This window comes from Amycolatopsis xylanica, assembly GCF_900107045.1.
Classification (GTDB): domain Bacteria; phylum Actinomycetota; class Actinomycetes; order Mycobacteriales; family Pseudonocardiaceae; genus Amycolatopsis; species Amycolatopsis xylanica.
Window position 1 is genome coordinate 58,393 of the sequence record NZ_FNON01000004.1, and the last position, 22,734, is coordinate 81,126.

The following is a 22,734-nucleotide window of genomic DNA, read 5'->3' on the forward strand; positions in this document are numbered from 1 at the left end:
GTTCCTGGCGGGGCCGCGGCGTCACCCTCGTACCGGGTTGTACTCGGGTGATGCCACGGTGCCGCCAGGGACGACCTGGGCGCGGCTATCGCGTGCCCGATCCGAGAAAAACGACCTAGTACCCCTGCCAGGATTCGAACCTGGGACCTCCGCGTTCGTAGCGCGGCGCTCTGATCCCGCTGAGCTACAGGGGCATGCTCGCCTGGCCTCGCTCAGGGCGACGGCGCGGCGAACGGCAATATGGCTTACAAAACGGTGCTCCACATAAAAGAACCGCCCGTATCGGAAACCCGATGGGCGGCCTCGACATGCGTGGATCTAGCTCATGACGAGGAGCGCCTTCGCGAGGATCGCTCTGAACTCGTCATGACCTTGCTCCCTGTCGTTGGACCGTGTGCAGTCATCATGACCGGCCACCCGGCGCAGCGTCAACGCATTTACCGCGCGCCCGTTCGAAATTCACCGGACGGGACTTTTTTCGAAGTAAAAATTAACGCTTGACGAGAGCGCCCGCACCGGTGACGATCAGGCACGGTTCCCCGACGGCTTTCGCAGAATGGACTGCTCATGGCCAGATTTTCGCTCGCCCGCTCACGCATCGGACGGGGCACGTTCGCCGTGCTGGCCGGTCTGGTCCTCTTGGGCGGCACCGCCTCGGCCGTCCCGAAACCACCGAGCCAGCCCGTGATCGGCCAGCCCGACCGCGACTTCCGCGGCTGCGCGCGCATCGAGGACAGCCTGAAGCCGCTCAACGACTGGCCCAAGGTCAAGTCCCAGGTCGAGAAGAACCCGCGCGACGAGCGCAGGATCGCGCAGATACTCGCCGGTATGACGCTCGCCGAGAAGATCGGCCAGATGACGCAGCCCGAGATCGCCGCGATCACGCCCGACGAGGTCAAGCAATACGCCATCGGCTCCGTGCTCAACGGCGGCGGCTCGTGGCCCGGCAAGGACAAGCACGCCACCCAGGCCTCGTGGCTCGCCGCCGCCGACGCCTACTGGCAGGCCTCGGTCAGCACCCGCACCAAGATCCCGGTCATCTGGGGCATCGACGCGGTGCACGGCAACAACAACGTCTACGGCGCCACCGTCTTCCCGCACAACATCGGCCTCGGCGCCGCGCACGACCCATGCCTGGTCCGCGACATCGCGGGCGCCACCGCGCGCCAGATCCGCGCCACCGGCCAGGACTGGGCCTTCTCCCCCACCCTCGCCGTGGTCCGCGACGACCGCTGGGGCCGCACTTACGAAGGCTTCTCAGAGGACCCGCGCATCACCCGCGCCTACGGCTACGAGGCGATCAACGGCCTTCAGGACGGCGCCACCCGCCGCATCGGCGAAGACGGCGTGATCGCCACCGCCAAGCACTTCATCGGTGACGGCGGCACGGCCAAGGGCCAGGACCAGGGCGTCAACCCGTCGACCGAGGCCGAGATGATCAACATCCACGGCCAGGGCTACTACGGCGCGCTCGCCGCGGGCACGCAGACCGTGATGGTCTCGTTCAACAGCTGGACCAACGCCGAGGCCGGCATCAACGAGGGCAAGCTGCACGGCAGCGACAAAGCGCTGAACCAGATACTCAAGAGCAAGATGGGCTTCGACGGCCTGGTCGTCTCGGACTGGAACGGCATCGGCCAGGTCACCGGCTGCACCAACGCGAGCTGCCCGCAGGCGATCAACGCGGGCATCGACGTGATCATGGTCCCCAACGACTGGAAGGCCTTCATCACCAACACCACCGCCCAGGTGCAGAGCGGCCAGATCCCGCTGGCCCGCATCGACGACGCGGTGACCCGGATCCTGCGCGTCAAGCTGCGCGCCGGGCTGTTCGACGCGCCGAAGCCGTCGGCCCGCGAGCACGCCGACTCCGCCGCCGCGCTGCAGGACCGCAGGCTCGCCCGCGACGCCGTGCGCGACTCGCAGGTGTTGCTCAAGAACAACAACAAGGTGCTCCCGCTGTCCCCGCGCGCCAAGGTGCTGGTGGTCGGCAAGAGCGCGGACAGCCTGCAGAACCAGACCGGCGGCTGGACGCTGACCTGGCAGGGCACCGGCAACACCAACGCCGACTTCCCCAACGGCACCACCATCCTCGGCGGCCTGCGTGAGGCGCTCGGCGCCGCCAACGTCACCTTCGACGAGAAGGGCACGGCCGACCCCAAGGGCTTCGACGCGGTCATCGCCGTCATCGGCGAGACCCCGTACGCCGAGGGCAACGGCGACCTGACCCGCAAGACCCTCGAGGCGGCCAAGCTGTACCCCGAGGACGTCGCCGTACTGGACAAGGTCAGCGGCAAGGGCACCCCGGTCGTCACCGTCTACGTCGGCGGCCGCCCGCTGTACCTGAACAAGGAGATCAACCGCTCCGACGCGTTCGTCGCCGCCTGGCTGCCGGGCACCGAGGGCGCCGGCGTCGCCGACAAGCTCGTCCGCGGCTGGAACAACCGCGGCGGCTACACCGGCACGCTGCCGTACTCGTGGCCGAAGGGCGCCTGCCAGACCCCGCTGAACGCGGGCACCGCGGGCTACGACCCGCTGTTCCCGCTCGGCTACGGCCTGCGCGACTGGCAGAACAAGCCGATCGGCAAGCTCGACGAGACCTCGTTCGACGGCACCAACTGCTCCTCGCCGGGCGGTGGCGGCAACGCGACCGAGGACCTGGAGCTCTTCAACCGCCAGGACATCGCGCCCTACAAGGGTTTCATCGGTTCGGCCGAGAACTGGGGCGGCACCGAGATCGGCCCGGACGGCACCGCCTCGCACGCTGAGATCAGCGTCGTCCAGTCCGACGTCAACGTCCAGCAGGACGGCCTGAAGGCGACCTGGACCGGCACCGGACCGGCGCAGATCTACCTGCAGAACACCGGCGGCCCCACCGACCTGCGCGGCTACCCGAACGCCGACGGCGCGCTCGAGTTCGACACGATCGTCCACGCCGCGCCCGCCAACCGGACGGTGCTGAGCGTCCACTGTGTCTACCCGTGCTTCACGGAGGTCAACGCCACCAAGCTGTTCACCGACTTGGCGGGCGCGGGCAAGAGCACGGTGAAGATCCCGCTGGCGTGCTTCGCAAACGGAATGGACTTCGAGAACGTCAACACGCCGTTCCTGGTCTACACCGACGGGGCGTTCTCGGCCTCGTTCGCCAATGTCCGCTGGGTGCCGAAGGGAGCGAAGGACCCGGACGCGAAGTCCTGTTCGGACCTGACCTAGTAAAGTTCCGTTACCGAAATCCTTGACGGATGGTCTGAACCAGTTCACGCTGTGTCCGCATGAGCTGTGTTCGCATAAAACGTGCGCTGACCATCCTCATGATCCTTTGCGCGCTCGTCGCCGGCGTTTCGGCGCCGGCGACGGGCGCGTCCGGCTTTCAGGTGCAAGCCTGGCTCTATCCAGGCCCCTCCGGCTCGGCGACCTGCAGCGCGAAGTCCGAATACGCGGACGGCCGGGCGCGCCAAGGCGTGCTCAAGGCCGAGTACTACACGATCGACCGGACCGGGACGGCCGTCCGGCTGTCCTCGTCCAATCCGGACTACGCGTGCAACGGCTACAGCAGGTCCAACGCCGAGCACCTCAAGGCCAACTCGTCCGAGCAGTACGTCACCGTCTCGCTCAGTGGCATCGCGGCCGAGCGCGCGCTGACCGGCGACACGGCCAAGGTCGAAGCCGCCGTCCAGACACTGACCCGGTTCACCGCGGACATCGGGTTCACCGGGGTCGACATCGACTTCGAGAACTACTGGGACTGGACCGGCGACGACGCGGGCAACTTCTACGACTTCCTCTCGGCACTCGCCGACGCACTGCACGACTCAGGGTTGAAGCTCCAGGTCGAAGGGCCGCCAGACCTCGAGACCGAGTTCAACTACGGCACTGCGCTGGCCGTGGGCGCCGACGAGGTGGTGATGATGGCCTACGACGCGCAGTACCACTCGCCCGCGGGCGGCCCCTGCCTCGGGTTCGCCCCGTACGACTGGATGGAATACCTGGTCAGCGGCGCGCTGGCGCAGATCCCGGCGAGCAGGCGCGGCCGGTTCGTGGCCGGACTGCCCTCCGAGGCGTACATCTCGGGCACCGACTGCGAGAACGTCCGAGGCAACCTGACCCTGCGCGACGTGCGCGCGGCGCCGGGGTTTTCCAGCGATCCCAAGGTGATCGAGTCGCGCCGGGACCCGGCGTCCGGCGAGATCCGCTGGACCTCGGGCGGCAGGTTCTACGACTACGTCGACCAGAAGGCACTCGACAGCAAGCTCGCGCTCGTGCGCGGACTCGGCGTCACGAAGGTCTCGGTGTGGGCGCTCGGCGGCGGCAACCCGTGGTTCTCGGCGTCCGCATTACACTGAAACAAGTAACGAGCCTTTACTAGACTTGATAACGCGCCTTTACTAGACTCGGGATCATGCTCAACGGGGCGGTGACCGGCTCACTGGTCAAGGAGTTGAACCTGCAGGCCGTCTACCAGGCGGTCCGGCAGCTCCACCCCGTTTCCCGTGCCCAGCTCGCCCGCGAACTCGGCACCTCCAAGCCGACCACCGGCCGGTCCATCGAGGCACTGCTCGCGGCGGGGCTCATCCGGCAAGCCCCGCCGCCACCGGGCGAGACCGGCTACGGCGCGGTGTTCTTCGAGCCGCGTCCCGACGCCGCCACCGTGCTCGGGCTCGACATCGGCAGCCGGTTCCTGCGCGGTGTGCTGGCCGACCTCTCGGGCACCGAACTCGCCAGGCTCGACCTCGCGCTGAAGTACTGCGACCGCAGCGAGGTGGTCGCCAAATCCGTGCGGCTGAAAGACGAACTCGCCGAGCGCGCGGGCGTCGCCACCGTCACCGCGGCCACGGTCGGGGTCGGCGGCGTCGTCGATCCGCAGACCGGCGCGATCCGCGTCGCCAACCAGCCCGGCCTGAACGGCTTCGCCGCGGCGGCCGATCTCGGCGCGGCGCTGGGCATGCCGGTCACCGTCGAGAACGATGTCAATCTCGCGGCCGTCGGCGAAGGCCGCCATGGCGCGGGCGAGGCAGTCGACGACTTCGCCTTCCTCGAAGTCGGCAGCGGTGTCGGCGCCGGATTGGTCCTTTCCGGACGGTTGCGCCGCGGTCACAACGGCGCGGCCGGTGAAATAGATTTCGTCAGGCCCGGCTGGGAATTCGACCCGCACAGCCCGGCGGCCGACGCGTTCCTCGCGCACGCCGAACGGCGGCTGACCCAGGTGATGGGCAGCTCGCTGCGCAGTCCGCTGACCACCGAAGCCATCATGGACGCCGCCCGCGACGGCGACCGGCTGGCGGCCTCGCTGGTCAAAATGGAAGCCGACCGCATCGCCAAGTACGCCGCCCAGCTGACCAAGGTCGCCGACCTCGAACTGATCGTGCTCGGCGGCGGACTCGGCCAGAACGGCGATCTGCTGCTCGAACCCGTGCGCGCCGGGCTCGTCGCGCTGACCCCGTATCCACCGCGAGTCGAGGTCTCCCGGCTCGGGATGGCGGCCACGCTCACCGGCGCGGTGACGCTCGGCCTGGAAGGGGTTCTCGAAAACCTGGTACCCAGCAGGCTGGCCGCGGCTGGGTAAAGCAGGAAAACCAGTGGTCGTGCGATCCGCCGCCTCGCACCTGTAGTTCGTGGAGGGCTCATGACCTTGCTTTTTCGTGCTGCCGCGGTTCTGGCGGCGGTGCTGGTGGCCGGGACCGCCGTCCCGGCCGGCGGTACCGCCGCCGTCTCCGCCGACCTGCTGAGCGGGCACAACTGGGCGCAGTTCGCCGGCGCCCAGCCGACCGCGGCCGGGGTGGTGATCACCCCGCTCGACCGCTGGATCACCGCGACCGAGGGCAAACGCCTGCAGCCCAACCCGCCGGTCAACCTGGCCGGGCCCCGGCTCGACGTGAGCGGTGACTTCCAAGTCGACGCCACACTGTCCGGAGTGGACGGCAAGGCCGCCTACTTCCAGCTGTACGGCAAGGTTCCGGTCATCTACGACGAGTGGCGCCAGGAGCCGCCGAGTGTCCGGACCGGGATAGTCGGCGGCAAACTGGAGATCGCCGTCTGGGACGGCAAGTCCGACAAGGCGGCAGAGACCAAGACATTCGGCTCAGGTCTCTCGGGTGACGTCGCGCTGTCGATCCGCCGTGGCGGCGGCTCCGTGAAGGTATTCGTCGCGGGCAAGGAACTCGGCTCAGTCTCCGAGCGCGGCGTGTTCGGCTCGGGCACGGTCTGGTTCGGCGCCGACGCCGCGGTGGGCGGTGGCTGGACGCTGCGCGCACTGACCGCGTCCGGCTCGGTAAAGGTCGTGGACGCGCCGGCGTGGAAGCAGCAGCCGTCGAGTTCTTCCTTGCGTGCCAAGGCCGCGGGCCTGGCGCGCCCGATCGGCGTCGGCACGGCCGTCGCGAGTGGACCGTTGGTCTCCGACGCCGCGTACCGCGCCATCGCGGGCCGCGAGTTCAGCGCGCTCACGCCGGAGAACGACATGAAACCCCAGTTCGTCCAGCCACGCCGGGGTGTCTACGCGTTCGCCGAGGCCGACATGCTGGTGGACTTCGCCCGCGCCAACGACATGGCCGTGCACGCGCACACACTGGTCTGGTTCGAGGCGCTGCCGACCTGGATGCGCTCGGCCAGTGACAAGAAAACGGTGATGCTGGACCACATCAAGACGGTCGCCGGTCATTTCAAGGGCCGGGTGGCCGAGTGGGACGTCGTCAACGAGCCCATCAACGAAGACAACCCGGACGGCCTCGAACACAACCTCTGGCACCAGGCCATGGGCGCCGACTACATTTCCCAGGCCTTCAAGGCGGCCCGCGCCGCCGATCCGGGCGCGGTCCTCTACCTCAACGAATACGGAGCCGAGCAGGACGGCGGCCGCTGGGACGCGCTGTACAAGCTGGTGAAGAAACTGCGCGCGGACGGCGTCCCGATCGACGGCGTCGGCCTGCAGAACCACGAATACGAGAAGGCCGACCGCACCCCGCCGGAGACCTTCCGCAAGCACGTCCGCGCGCTCGCCGCGCTCGGGCTGAAGGTCCGCGTCTCGGAGATGGACGTGGTCTCCGGCGGCGACACCACCATGCAGGCCAAGGAGTTCGCTGGCAAACTCGCGGTCTGCCGCGACGAGCCCGCCTGCACCACCTTCGGCGCCTGGGGCTTCACCGACCGCTTCGGCTCCACCGCCGACGCGGGCAAGTACCCCGTCGGCCCCGGCGACGCGCTCCCCTGGGACAAGTCGCTCAACCCCAAGAAAGCGGTCACCTCAATGCTGGCCGAACTCCACTGAAGAACGGGATAAAGCGGGCTTTATCCCGGGTACTTTTTCCCGGGATAAAGCCCGCTTTATCCCGGTCCCCGCCACTCTCACAACTGGTTCACAACCGCCGGGCGCGACCCTCGAGCCATGCGAACAAAACTCAGCATCATCATGGCGATGCTCGCGACACTGCTCTGCATTCCCGGGCAAGCACAAGCCGCGTCTCCCGCGAAATGGGGCTTCGCCTACGTCGACAACCCGACGGCCGCGGTCTGGACCACCCTCGACCCCACACACCAGTGGGGCAGCTGGAAAACCGCCGCACCGGCGCTTTCGGCCGAGGGCAGACTTGTCGGCGGTGTCTACCAGGTCAAGTTCCCCGCGATCGGCACCGGCACCCGGGGGCTGGCGCACGTGACCGCGGTCGGCGGCACCGGCAACTACTGCCACCTCGTCCGCTGGTTCCAAGAAGGTGTCGACGAGATCGTCGAGGTCAAATGCCAGATGGCACGGTCGGTCTCGCCGAGCCCGACGCGGTTCACCGTGCTGTGGACGCTCAGCCCCGGCGTCACCGGCGGCCAGGGCGCACACGCCTACCTGCACTTGGCGACCGGTGAGCGGTACAACTCGACCGGCGGCCCGGTCACGGTGACCGGCTCGAATCCCTACCTCGTGCAGTTCGCCGGCGTCGGGGCGCTCACCGGCAACATCCAGGTCACCGCGGTCGGTCAGGCCCAGCAAGCGTTGCGGTGCAAGGTGATGGACTGGAAGTACACGGTCGCCGTCTCCGCCTCGGTGTACTGCTTCACCGCCTCCGGGCAGGCGCCGCCGGGTGTCGACTTCACCGCTTCGTACCATCGCGAACGGTCGATCATCGGCGCCGCGCCGCCGGAGCCGCCCAAGGCGTACGGCCATCTGTGGTGCTTCAACGGATCGGCGGGCGCCAGGTATCCCGTGAACGTCGGCTGCGGCCAGACCGGCCCGGCCAAATACCTGACCTCGTTCCCGGGACAGCAGCTCAACGAAACGCACGCCCAGGTGACCGCTTACGGCCCAGGGCCCGGTGTCACGGCGCCCGGTGATCCGGCGACGTACTGCACGCTCACCACGATCTGGGTGAACGCGCAGCCGCCGGTCAACTGCTTCACGAGCACGGGCGCGCCTTCGCTCAACAGCTTCTTCACCGCGTTCACCACGTCACGGCCCTAACTCCGCCTTCCTGCGAGACAGGAACGCGTGGCGTGCGCGAGCACGCATCAGCAACGTCGTCGCGGCGACGACGAGTGCCGCACCCGTCGTCGCCGCGACGAGCACGTTCCCCGAACGCACCACCGCGATCACGGTCATCCCGGCGCAGGCCAGCACCGAAAAGGCCAGCGCGAGCCAGCCCGCGACCACCCGGTCCCGCGCGAAGAGCGGACCGCGGCACGTCAACGCCCACACCCCGAAGCCCGCCCACCCGAGGCCGATCAGCACCAAGACGCCGAACGCCACCTGGGTCCGCGCGGGCACCGGCTCGGTCACCCACAAGGCCGAGATCAGCAGCGCGCCCGCCAGCCCGGCAAGCGCGACGACCGCGTACCGAACCCGCGCGCCCGGCGTCAACCGGGCGAGCACCTGGTCGGCGGTCAGCGACGGCTGTTCGAAGTCATCCACGGTGAAACCCCTTCTCTGCCAGGCGGGCGCGCAACATCCCACGCGCGCGGAACAGGCGGGACTTGACCGTGCCCGCCGGGACGTCCAGCACGGCGGCGCAGTCCGCCAGCGAGAGGTCGTGCAGGTGGAACAGCACCAGCACCTCGCGTTCGAGCAGCGGCAACCCCGCGAGCCCGGCGAGGAGTTCGACACGATCGAGCACCGGATCGCCGGCCACCACGGGCGGTTCGGGCTCCGGCGGCACGCGGTAGTCCTCGCGCAGGCGGTTCAGCAGCGACCGCCGCGCGATCGTGAACAGCCAGGGCGCGAAGCGCTCGGCCTCCTTCAACCGCGGCAAGCCGCGGAGCACGGCGACCCACGTCTCCTGGGTGAGATCGTCGGCCAGCTCGGCGGTGTTCACCATGCGCCGCAGGTAATTCCACAGCGGTGTGTGCCACCGCCGGACCAGTTCCGCGAGCGCGTCACGCTCTCCCAGCTGGCAGCGGACCACCAGTAAGGCCTCGTCCACATCGCCTCCTGTTCTCTTCATCGGAACAGTCGGCGCGGCGGCCCGCAAGGTTCACGCGAAAAAGCCACCCCGGGGCCCGGGGTGGCTTTTTCGCGTGCGGCTCAGCAGTAGAGGTTGCCGCCGGGGTCGACGCCGAGGATCTTGGTGAAGTTGCGGTACGCGCTGACCCGGGCCTCGACCTGGTCCTTGCGCTTGCCGTCGCATTCCAGCGCGCCGTTGATGCTGCGGATCGTCTGGCCGAAGCCCTTGTTCTGCACCATCGCGTCGTGCGGCTTCATGCTGCCAGCGCCGGACTGCGTGTTCCAGAACCACAGGCCGGTCTTCCACGCGACGGCCGCGTCGGTCGCCACCAGGTCGGGCTTGTGCAGCAGATCGACGCCGAAGCTGTCACCGGCGGCCTTGTAGTTGTAGTTCCAGCTCAGCTGGATCGGCCCTCGGCCGTAGTACTGGTCCCTGCCCGCCGGGCAGCCACCGGCCGCGCCGGGGTCGCAGTAGTGCGAGTAGTTGGCGGTGTTGTACTCCCTGACCGCCTTGAGGCCGTCGCTCTCGTGGTTGACGTTCGCCAGGAACGCGGCCGCTTCCCGCTTCTTCGTGTCGTCGTTGCCCTCGTTGGCGAACTTCCCGAACGACTTCATCCCGGCGACCAGGCCTTCGTAGGTGTAGAAGCCGTTCCTGTTCGGGAACATCTTGTTGAACTGGTCCTTGTTCACCACAAAGGCCTCTTCGCCCGCCGTGGACGCTGTGGACGCCGAAGCCAGCGGCGCCGCGATCATCGTCCCCGCTGCGACGAACGCGGCCAGAACAGCAAGCACCCGTTTAACAGACATCGCGAATTCTCCTCAGAAAAAGGGATTCGGCCAATTCGAGGCGGGCCCGCTCCCACCGCCGATCTCGGCCGATTTCGAAGCTAGCAACGTCGCGACGAGCGCCACAAGACGTTCGACAGTCATCTACACAATCGTGGGGTTTAGGTCGAGTATCGAACCTTTTCCGCACGTCAGACGTGCTCATGTGACCCATCGGCACGGCTACCAGACGGTAAAAGTTCGCACTGTCACCCTGACGGGTGGGTGACCTTCCTGGCCGCGCCGAACCCATGCCAAGGTCGGATTTCCGAAGCATTATTAAACGCTCATTCGGGAAATCAGGAGAATGCCGTGATCGGGAGAATTGCGTCCACAATGGTCTTCGTCGCGCTGGCCGGGCTGACCGCGACCGGGGTGAGCGCGGCCGACACGCCGCCCAAGGGCCAGAACTGCTGGGCCACCCACTACGGCGTGATGCCGGCGGGCGCGCGCACCGCGAACGGCGACTTCTACGACGGGAACCGGGACGCGGCCGCGACCTCACTCAGCCGGAACCCCCAGCTGCCGTTCGGCACGAAGGTGAAGGTCACCAACGTCAAGACCAAGAAGTCGCTGACCGTGGTCATCAACGACCGCGGCACCTACGCGTGGACGAAGGAGGTCCCGAAGTGCCTCGACCTCACCGACGGCGCCTTCCAGCGCCTCGGCGGCAAGATCGACCCCGACGACGGCCACATCGTCGTCAAGGAGCAGATCCTCAAGTGACACAAGGGGTCGTGAGTGTTCCGACCGGTTCTAACCGGCCGTACCACTCACGACCCCCGAGCTTGGGCGCGCCGTGAAGCGAGGGGCCCTTGGGTGCTTGGTAAGCACTCGGGGGCACCCTCGCTTCGCTGGCGGGTCGCGAGTGGTGACTCCGCTGCACCCAACGGAGCAGAGTTCCCACTCACCCCCACCGGACGAGGGGCTACCCCGCTCCGCCCTGTACAGCAAGGGAACCCAGCGCCCGCATGAAGGCTCCCCTCACCCAACCCGCTCCGCATGAAGGCTCCCTTCATACGCCCGGGTTGGATGAAGGCTCCCTTCATGCCGCTATACGCGATGAAGGCTCCCCTCATACAGCCAAACCTGTATGAGGGGAGCCTTCATACACGAGAAGCGGCAGTGAGGGAGGCCCTCACCAAACGGCCCGCACACGCCACATCCGGCCTACCGCCCAATGACGCCACAACGCGCACGCCCCTTTGAGCAAGGCGGTTTGATCACGAAGGGGTCGTGAGTGTTTAGACCGGTTAGAACCGGCCGGAACACTCACGACTCCAGCCTAGAGGCAGACCCGCCACTGGACGGACGCGCCGCGGTACCGGCCTTGGTAGAGCTTGTTCCCGTCCGCGTCCTCGTACACCCAGATCTGGCTGGCGCCCGCTCCGTCGGTGTACGAGAAGTTGAACGTGACGAACTCGCAGTTGCCGGCGGGCGCGGCCAGCGCCTGACCGGTCGCGAGGACCGCCGGTCCCGCCGCGGCCACCGCCGCGAACACCACGACCGCCGCTGCCCGCTTTATGCTGTTCCTCATCGTCATTCCCCTCTCGACGTTGACTTCACGCACTCGATGCGCGCGAATCCCTGGTACCAATGAGGCTCCGTGGGCTTGACCGCCGTCGTGGTGATCGTGCACTGCGACTCCTGGTACCCACCCGTCGCCGCGTTCCGGAAAGCACCGACGACGGCGCGGTTCAGCGCTTCCGAAGCGCTGTTGCCCACTCCCGTCCCGCTGAAGTACTCGCCACCCGCCGCGCTGGCCGCGGCGGGCAGTACCAGGCAGACCCCGGTGGCGGCGAAGGCCACCACACAGAACAATTTCCTCATCGGCGCTCCCCTTGCACTCACGTGAAGACCCCACCCTGACGTCAGCCTCGATGATCGAAGGTCGGCCAGGCATTCATCTCAGCTGACGTCCGCAAGCATGGCCGACACTCCCACCTGCTGTCAACTGAGGCGAACCCGCGTAGACTGGTCATACACCTGAGCTCACGAAAGAGGCCAGCGGATGGACCAGGAGCCGGGAGCGGGACAGCTCGCCGAGCGGATCGACCACCTGTTCAGCGTCGTGCGCCGCCCGAACGGCGAGCAGCACAGCCACGAAGAGGTCGCCAAGGCCTGCCGGGAGGCGACCGGCGAATCCTTCTCCGCGACCTATCTATGGCAGCTGCGCACCGGCAGGCGGGACAACCCCACCAAACGTCATCTGGAGGCGCTGGCCGCGTTCTTCCAGGTCCCGCCCGCGTATTTCTTCGATGACGAGCAGGGCGACAAGATCGCCCAGGAACTCGAACTGCTCGGCGCATTGCGCAACAGCGCGGTCCGTCAAGTCGCTCTGCGTGCCGTCGCGCTTTCGGAAGAAGGTCTTGGCACGGTAAACGACATCATCGATACTATTCAGCGGAGGGAAGCGCAGCGGGGGATGTCCAACGACAGCACCGGCTGAAAGGCTTTAGCAGGGGAGGAAAGTGCTGTCCTCGCGGAGTGCACTGTGGAAACGGTGCGAGGGAATCGTCGCGTCGGTAGAAATACCCACACCCTTCGCGATGGCCGATTTCCTCGAAACACTGGCGCGGCGACGCGGGCGGCGTATCGAACTGGTGCCGATGGCGGCGAATTCGGCCGCGCCGTGTGGTGTGCTCGCGGCCACCGATCAAGCCGATTACGTCTTCTACACCACCGAAACCAGCGTATTGCACCAGGAACATATCCTGCTGCACGAAATCGGCCATTTGCTCTGCGGGCACGCCGGTTCGGCCGAGCTCGACGCCGCGGTGCCGTCCGCGCTCATGCCGAACCTCTCCCCCGGGCTCATCCGCCGCGTGCTGGGCCGCACCACCTACGCCGAGGAGCAGGAACGCGAGGCCGAACTGGTCGCGTCGCTGATCATGCGCCGGGTTCGCCGCGAGACGCCTACCAAGCACGCGGGCGGCCTCGGCGCGCTGGAGGCCGCGTTCGGCAGCAGACGCCGGTGACGCACTACGTCTTCAGCGGGGCCATCCTGCTCGTCGTCGCCTACAAGCTGTTCACGAACCGCGGCCGCGGGCTGACCCCGGTCCTCAAGTACCTGCTCCTGTTCTTCACCAGCCTCGCGGTCGGCATCATGTTCGTCGCGCCGCCGACGACGAACCTGATCATGCGGTTCGAGCCGTTCCCGCTCACCGCGCGCCTGCTCGGCAACGCGTTCCAGCTGCTCGCCGTGCACTACCTGGTGCGGCTCGCCGGGTCGACCCGCACGCCGGAGCCCCGCAGCGGCTTCCGCTATCTGGTCGCCGCCTGGCTGACGATGACCGTCCTGCTGGCCACGACGAGCTTCGACACGGACAACGGCGGGTTCACCGCGGTCAACGCGCTGCGGCCGTCGCTCATCGGCTACCAGCTGGTCCTCTTCCTCTACGGCTCCGGCTGCCTGATCGTGTTCGCCAGGATGATCAGCCGCTACGCCGCCGAATGCCCGCCCGGCCCGTTCCGCGCCGGGCTGCGCACGGTCGCGGCGGGCGCGGTGTGGACGATCGGCTGGGCGACCTGGGCCTGCCTGCCGACGCTGTGGATCCTGCTGACCGGGCTGAGCCGCGAGACGTTCATGGCGGTCAACCTGAACCTCGCCTGGCTGACCGTGCTGCTGTGGATCGCCGGCGCGATGCTCGCCACCTGGAGCGAGCAGCTGCTCCGCCTGCACCGCCGGATCAGCGCGCTCCGCCGCTACCGCGCGATGGCGCCGCTGTGGTCGGCGCTGTTCGCCGCGCAGCCCGGCATCGCGCTCACCAGGATGCGGCGTGACCCCGAGTTCGCGCTCTACCGGCGCATCATCGAGATCCGCGACGGCGTGCTCGTGCTGCGCCGCCACATCCCGCCGCAGGTAGCCGAGTGGGTGCCCGGCCGCCAGAGTCCGGCCACGCTCGAGGCCGCCTCGCTCGCCGCCGCGCTGATCGCCAAGGAGGCCGGGCACAGCTGGCCCGCTAGCCCGCACGTCCCCACCGCGGTCGACGCCAGCATCGAGTCCGAGACCGAGTGGCTCACCGAGGTCGCGCGGGCATTCGCCACCTCGCCGGTGGTCGATGAGGTCCGCATGCACACCACGACCAGGTACGGGTCGCACCCCACAGCTGCGTGAGCGTCATCACTGCTGCACAATCCACCGTGAAACGCCCGCCCTGACCGCCCTAGAGGGGGACGAGTGATCCACAAGTTTTCGGTGCGCACGGCCGGTGCCGCGGAGCCCGATGTGGAGCGTGCCGGGCGTGACCTGGGCCTGCCGGATCTGGAGATCTGGCACGACTACTACATCCAATTCGCCACCGAGCCCGGCGCCGAGGGCATCGCGGCCGTCTGCGACGCGCTGCACGGACCCCTCGGCAAGGTGACCGTCGCGGACGTGGCGCTCGCCGAGGGTGAGGTCCAGGTCGCCTACCGGCGCGGTGTCGTCGACAACGAGAGCGACTCGCTCGTCGCCATGTGCGCCGCGCTCGGCCTCGACGCGGTCGCGGGCAAGATGGCGACCAGCTACAAGTCGTCCTCGCCGAAGCTGGCCGAGATCATCAGGGCCACGCGCTTCAACCAGACGATCGAAGAGCTGCACGAGACCGAGCCGCGCTACGAGACGCTCATGCCCAGCGGGCATTACGAGCCGGCGCGGTACTACGACCTCACCAAGCTCAGCGACGACGAGCTCGCCGAACTCGGCAAGGCCGAGGGCCGCAACCTCTCGCTCGCGCAGATGCGGCACATCCGGGGCATCCAGGAGCAGCTCGGCGCCGAGTCGGTCACCGACGTGCTGTTCGAGGCGCTCGACGCCCGGTGGAGCGACCACTGCGCGCACACCACCTGGAAGTCGCTCGGCAGCCTGCTCGGCCGTCTGGTCGCGGCGTCGAAGGACACGCAGAACCCCAACATCCTCAGCATGTTCCACGACAACGCCGGGGTCTGGGACTTCTACGACGACCACGCGATCGCCGTCAAGGCGGAGACGCACAACGGCCCGTCGGCCATCTCGGCGTACTTCGGCCAGCTGACCAAGCTCGGCGGGGTGCTGCGCGACATCCTCGGCACCGGGCTCGTCGCGGACCCGATCGGTTCGTTCGAGTACACCGCGCTCGGTGTCCCGGAGACGCCCGCGCCGATCGCCGGACGTCCCGCGCCCAAGCAGATCGCGTCCGACACCATCCGCGCGATCAAGGAGTACGGCAACACCTTCGGCGTGCCGATGACCTACTCCCACATGACCTTCCACCCGGCGTACCGGGCGAAGCCGTTCGCGCTCGGCGGCAGCATCGGCATCATGCCGACCTCGGCCGCGCAGCCGGGCCAGCCGCAGCCGGGTGACCTGGTGGTCCTCATCGGCGGCCTGACCGGCAACGAGGGCATGCACGGCGCGTCGGCGAGTTCGGCCGGCAGCACGATGGACGTCACCTCGGTGCAGATCGGCGCCCCGCTGGAGCAGGTCAAGTTCCGCAAGGCGCTGGTCGACCTGCGTGACGCGGGCTGCCTGCGCGCGCTGACCGACGTCGGCGGCGCCGGGCTCAACAGCGCGGTCGGCGAGATCGGCGACCCGGGCGGCGTCTGGATCAACACCGCGCTCGTGCCGCTGAAGACCTCCGCGCTGCCGATGTGGCGGATCCTGCTTTCCGAGTCGCAGGAACGGATGCTGCTCGCGATCCCGCCCGCGCAGTACGCGGAGGCGTCGCGGATCCTGAAGCGGCACCAGGTGCGTACCACCGCGATCGGGCGGTTCACCGACACCGGCCGGTACACCGTGTTCCACCAGCCCGCGCTGGCCGAGGCGGACGTGCTGGAGCGGGCCGAGCCGGGCGAGTTCGGCGAACTCGGCTTCGACGTGCCGTACGAGCTGCTGGACTTCGACATCCCCCGCGTCGAGACCGGGCCCGTCCCGGCCATCTCCACGCCCGCGCCTTCGTGGCCGTCGATGGCCGTCGACGAGATCGGCAAGCTGCTGGAGCAGGTCGTCGCCGACGCCGAGGTCGCGTCGCAGCACTACGCGGACTCGCAGTACGACAGCACGGTGCAGGGCAACACCTTCTACGGCCCGCAGTACGGCGACCAGCACCGGGTGTCCACCGGGTACTGGGCCGGGACGCCGGTCGACGGCTCGCGCGCCGCGGCGGTGCTCTCGACCGCCTTCAACCCGTGGCTGTTCGACGTGCACCCGGTCGACGCGCTGCGCCAGATGTTCGTCGACGTAGTCGCCGGGCAGGTGCTCGCGGGCGTCGCGCTGAACGACATCTGCCTGACCGACAACTTCTACACCCCGCACCTGGCCGAGAACTGGCAGGAATGGCTGGTCGGCATGGTCGACGAGCTGGCGGCGCTGGTCCGGCACTTCGGTGTGCCGGTCATCTCCGGCAAGGACTCGTCGGCCGGCTCGACCGCCACGGACGAAGGCGTGGTCAGCGTGCCGCCCGCGGTGTTCCTCACCGCGCTGGGCAAGGCGCCGGACGCCGCCGGGCTGACGCCGGAGCAGTGGACCGGCGCGGGCAGCGTGCTCGCGCTGATCGGCCCTCGCACCCCGTCGCCGGTCGCGACCGTCGCCGGTCGCCTGCTCGGGATCTCCGAAGGCCCGCTGGACGCGGTCGACTTGTCCACTGTGGACGCTTACCTCGCGGCGCTGGCCTCGAGCCGGGGCTCCTTCCGCAGCGCGACCAGGATCGGGCCGGGTGGCGTCGCCGCCGGGCTGGTCAAGGGCGCGCTCGCGAGCGGGCTCGGTGTCGAGCTGAACCCCGAGGCGGCGCAGGCGGAGCTGCTCTTCGCCGAGCACCGCGCCGGCGCGCTCGTCGAGCTCGACGAGGCCGCGCTCGCCGCGCTGCCCGAAGCCCTGAACTCCGTCGTGCTCGGGCGCCTGGTCGACGAGACCGGCGTCCGGGTGGCGGGCACCGAATTGCTCACCCCGGCCGTCGCCGACCGCTGGTCAGGTTCCTTTACCGCGAGGATCTCGTGAAACCGACAGTCAACGTCCTGTACCTGCCCGGCACGAACTGCCAGGACGAAACCCTGCGCGCGTTCCGCGACGTCGGCGCCGAGCCGAGGCTGCGGTTCGTGGCCGACGTGCTCGACGGCTCCGAGCGGCTCGACGACGCCGACATCCTGTGCGTTCCCGGCGGCTTCTCGTTCGGTGACCACCTGGGTGGCGGCTCGGTCGCGTCGCTGCTGCTGAAGACCCGGCTCGCCGACCAGTTCAATGCCTGCCTGACCCGGCCGCTTTTGGGGATCTGCAACGGTTTCCAGATCGCGCTGCGCGCGGGCTGCTTCGGTGAGGGCGTGGCGCTGAAGGTCAACGCGGCAGGCACCTTCCGCAACGAGCCGCACGCGCGCCACGTGGTCGAGCCCGGCAACGAGAGCCCGTGGCTGACCGGCCTCAGTGGACAGACGCTGGCCTTCCCGTTCGCGCACGGCGAAGGCCGCTTCAGCCACCTGCCCGAGGCGACCGAGGGCTGGCAGGCGGCGCTGCGGTACGCGGACGGGTCCGAATTGGACGGTTCGCAGGGCGGCATCGCGGGCATCACCAGCGCCGACGGGCTGGCCTTCGGGCTGATGAACCACCCCGAGCGCGCGATGAACGACGAGATCCGGTTGGCCTTCTTCGAAAACGGTGTTCGCGCCGCTGCGTAACGGCCCCGTTCACCGCAACGGACGCCTGGTACGTACCGGTCCGGCACTGGTAAGAAGAGTCGGTGATCTTCTCTGATCTCGACGCTTTCATCACCCATCCCCGGATCACCGGGCTGACGCTGTCCCGTGACGGCTCCAGGCTGGTGGTCGCGGTGGCGACGCCGAACCGCAAGAAGTCCCGCTACACCACGGCTTTGTGGTCACTCGACCCCGACGGCGCCGGCCAGGCCACCAGGCTGACCCGCGGCGCCGAAGGCGAGTCCGGCGCCGCGTTCACACCGGGCGGCGACCTGCTGTTCGTGTCGTCACGCCCGGACCCGGAGGGCGAAAAGTCCGGAACGGCGCTCTGGTGCCAGCCCGCGCACGGTGGCGACGCCCGGGTGCTTGTCGCTCTATCGGGTGACGTGCGGGACGTGGTGACGGCCGCCGACGGGACGATCGTGTTCGGCTCGGAGCTGCACCCGTCGGCCACGGATGCCGATCATGACAAGGAAATCCGCAAACAACGCGCGGACGGCGGCGTCACCGCGATACTGCACGAGGAGTTCCCGGTCCGTTACTGGGATCATGACCTCGGGCCGGAGTCCACGCGCCTGTTCGCGCTGACCGGCGACGAGCCTCGCGACCTCACCGGCCATGTCGGGCGGGCGCTGAGCACGAGCGCGGGCTGGGACATCAGCCCGGACGGCCGCACGATCGTCACCGTCTGGATCGTCGCCGAACCTGCGGGCTCGCAACGGTCCACTCTGGTCGCACTCGACGTCGAGACCGGCGAACGCCGCGTGCTCGCCGAAGATCCCGAGCACGAGTACGACTCGCCCCGCATCTCCCCCGACGGCACCCGGGTCGCGTTCGGCGTCGAGCGCCGGTTCACCCCGGAGGAGCCGGGCGACCGCTGGCTCGGCGTCGTTCCCTTGGCAGGCGGGGAAATCAGCCCGCTGGCCGCCGAGTGGGACCGCTGGCCGCACTCGGCCGTGTGGACGCCGGACGGCGCGGCGCTCGTGGCGGTCGCGGACGACAACGGCAGGGCCCCGCTCTGGCGCATCGATTTGGCGACCGGCGAGCACACCCGCCTGACCCACGACGACGCCGCGTACACCAACGTCCACATAGGACATAACGGCTGGGCCTACGCGTTGCGCGCGGCCATCGACAGCCCGCCGGCCCCGGTCCGGATCGCGCTGGACGGCTCGAAGATCGAACTCCTGCCGAGCCCGGTCGAGCCGGTCGCGGTACCCGGCAGGCTCGAGGAAGTCGTCACCACGGCCGAGGACGGCACCCGGATCCGGTCCTGGCTCGCGCTCCCCCACGACGCCGGTCCGGAGCACCCGGCGCCGCTGGTGCTGCAGGTACACGGCGGCCCGGTGCTTTCGCAGAACACGTGGTCGTGGCGCGCGAACCCCTGGCCGTTGGTGGAGCGCGGTTTCGCGGTCCTGCTCCCGGATTTCGCGCTGTCGACGGGGTACGGGGTCGACTTCATCCGCCGCGGCTGGGGCCAGTGGAACGGCGCCCCGTACACGGACCTGATGACCTTCACCGACGTCACGAGCGCCCGCCCCGACATCGACGGCGACCGCACCGCGGCGATGGGCGGCTCCTTCGGCGGCTACATGGCCAACTGGATCGCCGGCCACACCGACCGGTTCGACGCGATCGTCGCCCACGCCTCGGTCTGGCGCCTGCACGACTCGGCCGAGACCGGCGACATCCCCTGGTTCTTCCACCGCGAGATGACCCCCGAGACGGCCGACGCCCAGTCACCCCACCACTCGGCCGACGCCATCACCACCCCGATGCTCATCATCCACGGCGACAAGGACTACCGGGTCCCCATCACCGAAGCCACCCGCCTCTGGTGGGACCTCTCCTCCCGTACCAAGGCCGACACCACCACCCCGCACAAGTTCCTCTACTTCCCCGACGAAGGCCACTGGATCCTCGCGCCCCACCACGCCAAGCTCTGGTACGCCACCGTGCTGGCATTTTTGTCCCACCACGTCCTCGACACCCCCTGGACCCGCCCCGCCCTCCTCGGCTGACCGCGCCCCGCGTACGCCAACGGACGCCATGCGTGCACAGATGGACGACACACGTGCACAGCCGGACGACACGCCCGAGAGGTCGCACGGCTTCGCTTCGGGCGTGTCGTCCATCCACGTACGCGTGTCGTCCGTCGAGGTACGCGTGTCGTCCATCCAGGTACGCGCATCGACCCAGTGCCATGTGCGGAAGGCATGGATTGGATGCGGGATCGGCCTTGGACCGCATGGGTGGGCGAGGCCGATCCTGGCGTCATGACAGAGAACAAGGCAGGACTGCCGCCGGAACCCCTCGCGGGCGAAATCGTCGCGCGGGGGTTTCGGGACTGGCCGACCGAGCTGCTCCAAGAGTTCCGGGACAACGAGTTCAACGGGAACGTCGGCGGACGGTTGCTCGACGAGAGTCCGTGGGCTCGCGTCTGGGATATCCGGCTGGCACCCGGGGAACGGCTGCCCGCGCATCGCCACGTGCTCGACTACTCGTGGACCGCGCTGACGGCCGGCCACAGCCGTCAGCACACGCATGACGGCACCACGCGCGAGGTGACCTACCAAGCGGGTGAGAGCCGGAGTTTCACCTTCGGCGAAGGCGAATACCTGTTGCACGACTTGGAAAACATCGGGGACACGACGCTCGCGTTCGTGACCGTCGAGCTACTCGGCGACCGGGCGCTGCAGGTGCGGCGGGACGACCGCTGACAGGCGGGCGACCAGCTCGATGAAGGCGGCGGTGACCGGGTCGGGGCGGTGGCGGGTGAACGCCGCGATCGGGCGCCGGACCGCCGGGGTCGGGAAGACGACGTTGACGGGGTCGGACGGGGCCAGGATGTTCGCGGGCACCAGCGCGGGCCCGAGCCCGGCCGCCGCGAGCCGGGGAGCGGCGCTGGTCTGCGCGGTGCGCACGGCGACACGGGCGGTGAAGCCCGCCGCCGCACAGGCCTGGTCGACCACAGCCGCGAGGCCGTTGACCTGGTCGTAGTGCACCCACCGCCGGTCGGCGAGGTCGCTCAGCGCGAGCCCGTCCGGCGCCGCCTCGCCCGCGGGCAGCACGACCACGAACTCCTCGATGCCCAGTTCCCGGATCGGGCCCGCCCAGTCGTCGGGGCGGGGTCCGACGGCGACGTCCGCGAACCCGTCGCGGACCGACTCCTCCAGCTCGTCGCGGTGCGCGAACTCGCTCAGCCGCAGCTCGACCTGCGGATGCACGCGCTGCCATTCCTGCACCGCGGGCAGCAGCGCGCCCAGCGTCAGCGACTGGACGACCGCGACGTGCAGCTCGCCCGTCAACAGCCCCGCCGCACGCCGCCCGACCTCGCGCACGCGCCGCGCGTCGGCCAGCGTCGCACGCGCGACCGGCAGCACCTCCCGGCCCACCGGCGTCAGCACGACCTGGCGCGGCAAGCGCTCCAGCAGCGGCGCGCCCACGATCCGCTCGAGCTCGCGGACGCTGCGCGACAGCGCGGGCTGCGTCACCAGCAGCTCGGCGGCCGCGGCGGTGAACGTGCCGTGGTCGACCACCGCGACGAAGCATTCCAGCTGCCGGACCGTAACCATGCGCTCAGCTTATACATCGCAGCGGAAACAGGCATTGGACGCATGACCGCTCAGCCTCGAAGCTGGGTTCACCAACACCGAAGGAGTTTCAGCAATGACCAGTGCATCCCGCCTCGAAGGCAGCCGCGTCGTCGTGATCGGCGCCGGTTCGGGCATCGGCCGCGCCATCGCCCACGCCGTCGCGAAGGCCGGTGCGACCGTACTCGTGTCCGGGCGCGATCAGCGCAAGCTCGAATGGACCGCAGGCGAACTCGGCGGCGCCGAAGCCGTCGCCGTCGACCTGGCCGACGAGGACTCGATCGCCGCACTGGCGAGCAAAGCGGGCCAGGTCGACCACGTGATCAGCACCGCGGCCGCCGCGGCCAACGGCCCGCTCGCCGACCTCACCAAGCAGGCCATCGACACCGCCTTCGCCGCCAAGGTCACCGGCCCGCTCCTGCTCGCCAAGCACTTCGACGTGACCGGCTCGATGCTCTTCTTCTCCGGCGTGATCGCCTGGCGCCCCGCTCCACAAAGGACGGTCATGGCCACCACCAACGGCGCGCTGGCCCACCTCGTCCAGGCACTGGCCGTCGAACTCGCCCCCGTCCGCGTCAACGCCGTCTCCCCCGGCATCGTCGACTCCGGCGCCTGGGACGGCATGGGCGAGGGCAAGGCCGCGTTCCTCGACTCGGTCGCCGCCAAGAACCCGGCACGCCGCGTCGGCTCGACCGAGGACCTGACCGAGGCCGCACTCTTCGCCCTCACCAACCGGTTCACCACCGGCACCGTCCTGCACGTGGACGGCGGCGGCCGCCTCGCCTAAAGGGTCGTGAGTGGTACGGCCGGTTCTAACCGGCCTAAACACTCACGAGCTTTTGGCCGACTCCCGGCGTGCTTTGACGCGGCGGTAGCTCCAGATCAGCAGCGCGAACAGGATGATCGACGAGATGATCAGGCTCGACCCGGTGCTCCACCCGGGCCACGGCAGCCACGGGAACACGCGCAGGCCCCACAGGATCCCGGCGGCGAGCAGGCCCAGCCCGGCGAGCACCGAACCGGCGATCCGCAGCGGCGACGAGACGCTGTCCTCGGCGGCCTTCATCGCGCGTTCCTGCACGGGGTCGACGAAGCGTTCCAGCGCCGGGAACTCGTTCGCGAGAATGAGGAGACCGGCGAGCACCAGCAGCAGACCGGGGCCGGGCAACACCAGCAGGACCACGCCGACGATCACCAGCACACCGCCGGCCACCGTCAACGCCACCCGCTTGACCGGATTGACCGCTGCCACTTGGT

General features: G+C 69.0%; 21 protein-coding genes and 1 tRNA gene. 15 read left to right on the forward strand and 7 right to left on the reverse strand.

What is annotated here, in order from left to right:
* Positions 1–119: 119 nt before the first annotated feature.
* Positions 120–194, reverse strand: a tRNA-Arg gene (locus BLV57_RS19190).
* Between the two features lie 373 nt (positions 195–567).
* Between BLV57_RS19190 and BLV57_RS19195 the strand changes: the two genes are divergently transcribed.
* From BLV57_RS19195 to BLV57_RS19215, 5 genes are all read left to right on the forward strand, one after another.
* The gene (locus BLV57_RS19195; protein ID WP_091290564.1) at positions 568–3,213 is read left to right on the forward strand and encodes a glycoside hydrolase family 3 protein; all 2,646 of its coding nucleotides are present in this window, start codon (positions 568–570) and stop codon (positions 3,211–3,213) included.
* Positions 3,214–3,272: 59 nt separating this feature from the next.
* Entirely contained in the window at positions 3,273–4,343 is a 1,071-nt protein-coding gene (locus BLV57_RS19200) for a glycoside hydrolase family 18 protein (protein WP_091290565.1), read from the forward strand.
* A 56-nt stretch (positions 4,344–4,399) separates the two neighbouring features.
* On the forward strand, positions 4,400–5,563 hold the full coding sequence (locus BLV57_RS19205; RefSeq protein ID WP_091290568.1) for an ROK family transcriptional regulator: 1,164 nt from the start codon (positions 4,400–4,402) through the stop codon (positions 5,561–5,563).
* A 60-nt stretch (positions 5,564–5,623) separates the two neighbouring features.
* Positions 5,624–7,261, forward strand: a complete 1,638-nt coding sequence (locus BLV57_RS19210; protein WP_091290570.1) for an endo-1,4-beta-xylanase — start codon at positions 5,624–5,626, stop codon at positions 7,259–7,261.
* Between the two features lie 117 nt (positions 7,262–7,378).
* A complete protein-coding gene (locus tag BLV57_RS19215) occupies positions 7,379–8,440 on the forward strand; it encodes a hypothetical protein (RefSeq protein WP_143047104.1) in 1,062 nt (353 codons plus the stop codon).
* Here the strand turns inward: BLV57_RS19215 and BLV57_RS19220 are convergent.
* The 3 genes from BLV57_RS19220 to BLV57_RS19230 all read right to left on the reverse strand — a co-directional run bounded on the left by BLV57_RS19220 (position 8,429) and on the right by BLV57_RS19230 (position 10,222).
* Complete coding sequence (locus BLV57_RS19220) at positions 8,429–8,887, reverse strand: hypothetical protein (protein ID WP_091290576.1); 459 nt, start codon at positions 8,885–8,887, stop codon at positions 8,429–8,431. The genes BLV57_RS19215 and BLV57_RS19220 overlap by 12 nt on opposite strands.
* Positions 8,880–9,416, reverse strand: coding sequence for an RNA polymerase sigma factor (locus BLV57_RS19225; RefSeq protein WP_091290578.1), 537 nt, complete (start codon positions 9,414–9,416; stop codon positions 8,880–8,882). Before BLV57_RS19225 ends, BLV57_RS19220 begins: the two co-directional genes overlap by 8 nt.
* 80 nt (positions 9,417–9,496) lie before the next feature.
* On the reverse strand, positions 9,497–10,222 hold the full coding sequence (locus BLV57_RS19230) for a chitinase (RefSeq protein WP_091290580.1): 726 nt from the start codon (positions 10,220–10,222) through the stop codon (positions 9,497–9,499).
* A gap of 330 nt (positions 10,223–10,552) precedes the next feature.
* On the opposite strand from BLV57_RS19230, the gene BLV57_RS19235 reads away from it, so the two are divergent.
* Entirely contained in the window at positions 10,553–10,966 is a 414-nt protein-coding gene (locus BLV57_RS19235; protein WP_245757401.1) for a septal ring lytic transglycosylase RlpA family protein, read from the forward strand.
* A gap of 559 nt (positions 10,967–11,525) precedes the next feature.
* Here the strand turns inward: BLV57_RS19235 and BLV57_RS19240 are convergent.
* On the reverse strand, positions 11,526–11,777 hold the full coding sequence (locus BLV57_RS19240) for a hypothetical protein (RefSeq protein ID WP_143047105.1): 252 nt from the start codon (positions 11,775–11,777) through the stop codon (positions 11,526–11,528).
* A 69-nt stretch (positions 11,778–11,846) separates the two neighbouring features.
* Here BLV57_RS19240 and BLV57_RS19245 point away from each other — a divergent pair, with 69 nt between their 5' ends.
* The 8 genes from BLV57_RS19245 to BLV57_RS19280 all read left to right on the forward strand — a co-directional run bounded on the left by BLV57_RS19245 (position 11,847) and on the right by BLV57_RS19280 (position 20,604).
* Positions 11,847–12,095 (forward strand): hypothetical protein, encoded by a 249-nt coding sequence (locus tag BLV57_RS19245; protein WP_091290586.1) that lies wholly within the window; start codon positions 11,847–11,849, stop codon positions 12,093–12,095.
* A gap of 156 nt (positions 12,096–12,251) precedes the next feature.
* Positions 12,252–12,689 carry a helix-turn-helix domain-containing protein gene (locus tag BLV57_RS19250; protein ID WP_091290588.1) on the forward strand — a complete coding sequence of 146 codons (438 nt, stop codon included), beginning with the start codon at positions 12,252–12,254 and terminating at the stop codon, positions 12,687–12,689.
* A 100-nt stretch (positions 12,690–12,789) separates the two neighbouring features.
* Positions 12,790–13,218 (forward strand): ImmA/IrrE family metallo-endopeptidase, encoded by a 429-nt coding sequence (locus tag BLV57_RS19255; RefSeq protein WP_245757402.1) that lies wholly within the window; start codon positions 12,790–12,792, stop codon positions 13,216–13,218.
* Positions 13,215–14,357 (forward strand): MAB_1171c family putative transporter, encoded by a 1,143-nt coding sequence (locus tag BLV57_RS19260; protein ID WP_091290592.1) that lies wholly within the window; start codon positions 13,215–13,217, stop codon positions 14,355–14,357. The genes BLV57_RS19255 and BLV57_RS19260 overlap by 4 nt, the downstream gene beginning before the upstream one ends.
* A 63-nt stretch (positions 14,358–14,420) precedes the next feature.
* On the forward strand, positions 14,421–17,195 hold the full coding sequence (locus BLV57_RS19265; RefSeq protein WP_091290594.1) for an AIR synthase-related protein: 2,775 nt from the start codon (positions 14,421–14,423) through the stop codon (positions 17,193–17,195).
* Complete coding sequence (locus BLV57_RS43325; protein WP_176968708.1) at positions 17,192–17,866, forward strand: phosphoribosylformylglycinamidine synthase subunit PurQ; 675 nt, start codon at positions 17,192–17,194, stop codon at positions 17,864–17,866. The genes BLV57_RS19265 and BLV57_RS43325 overlap by 4 nt, the downstream gene beginning before the upstream one ends.
* 62 nt (positions 17,867–17,928) lie before the next feature.
* Positions 17,929–19,905, forward strand: a complete 1,977-nt coding sequence (locus BLV57_RS19275; protein ID WP_091290597.1) for a S9 family peptidase — start codon at positions 17,929–17,931, stop codon at positions 19,903–19,905.
* 255 nt (positions 19,906–20,160) lie between these two features.
* Positions 20,161–20,604, forward strand: coding sequence for a cupin domain-containing protein (locus BLV57_RS19280; protein WP_091291870.1), 444 nt, complete (start codon positions 20,161–20,163; stop codon positions 20,602–20,604).
* Here the strand turns inward: BLV57_RS19280 and BLV57_RS19285 are convergent.
* On the reverse strand, positions 20,560–21,459 hold the full coding sequence (locus BLV57_RS19285; RefSeq protein ID WP_091290600.1) for a LysR family transcriptional regulator: 900 nt from the start codon (positions 21,457–21,459) through the stop codon (positions 20,560–20,562). The genes BLV57_RS19280 and BLV57_RS19285 overlap by 45 nt on opposite strands.
* Before the next feature lie 94 nt (positions 21,460–21,553).
* Between BLV57_RS19285 and BLV57_RS19290 the strand changes: the two genes are divergently transcribed.
* Positions 21,554–22,264, forward strand: coding sequence for an SDR family oxidoreductase (locus tag BLV57_RS19290; protein WP_091290603.1), 711 nt, complete (start codon positions 21,554–21,556; stop codon positions 22,262–22,264).
* Between the two features lie 42 nt (positions 22,265–22,306).
* Here the strand turns inward: BLV57_RS19290 and BLV57_RS19295 are convergent, their stop codons facing one another.
* Complete coding sequence (locus BLV57_RS19295) at positions 22,307–22,729, reverse strand: PGPGW domain-containing protein (RefSeq protein ID WP_245757403.1); 423 nt, start codon at positions 22,727–22,729, stop codon at positions 22,307–22,309.
* Between the last annotated feature and the right edge of the window lie 5 nt (positions 22,730–22,734).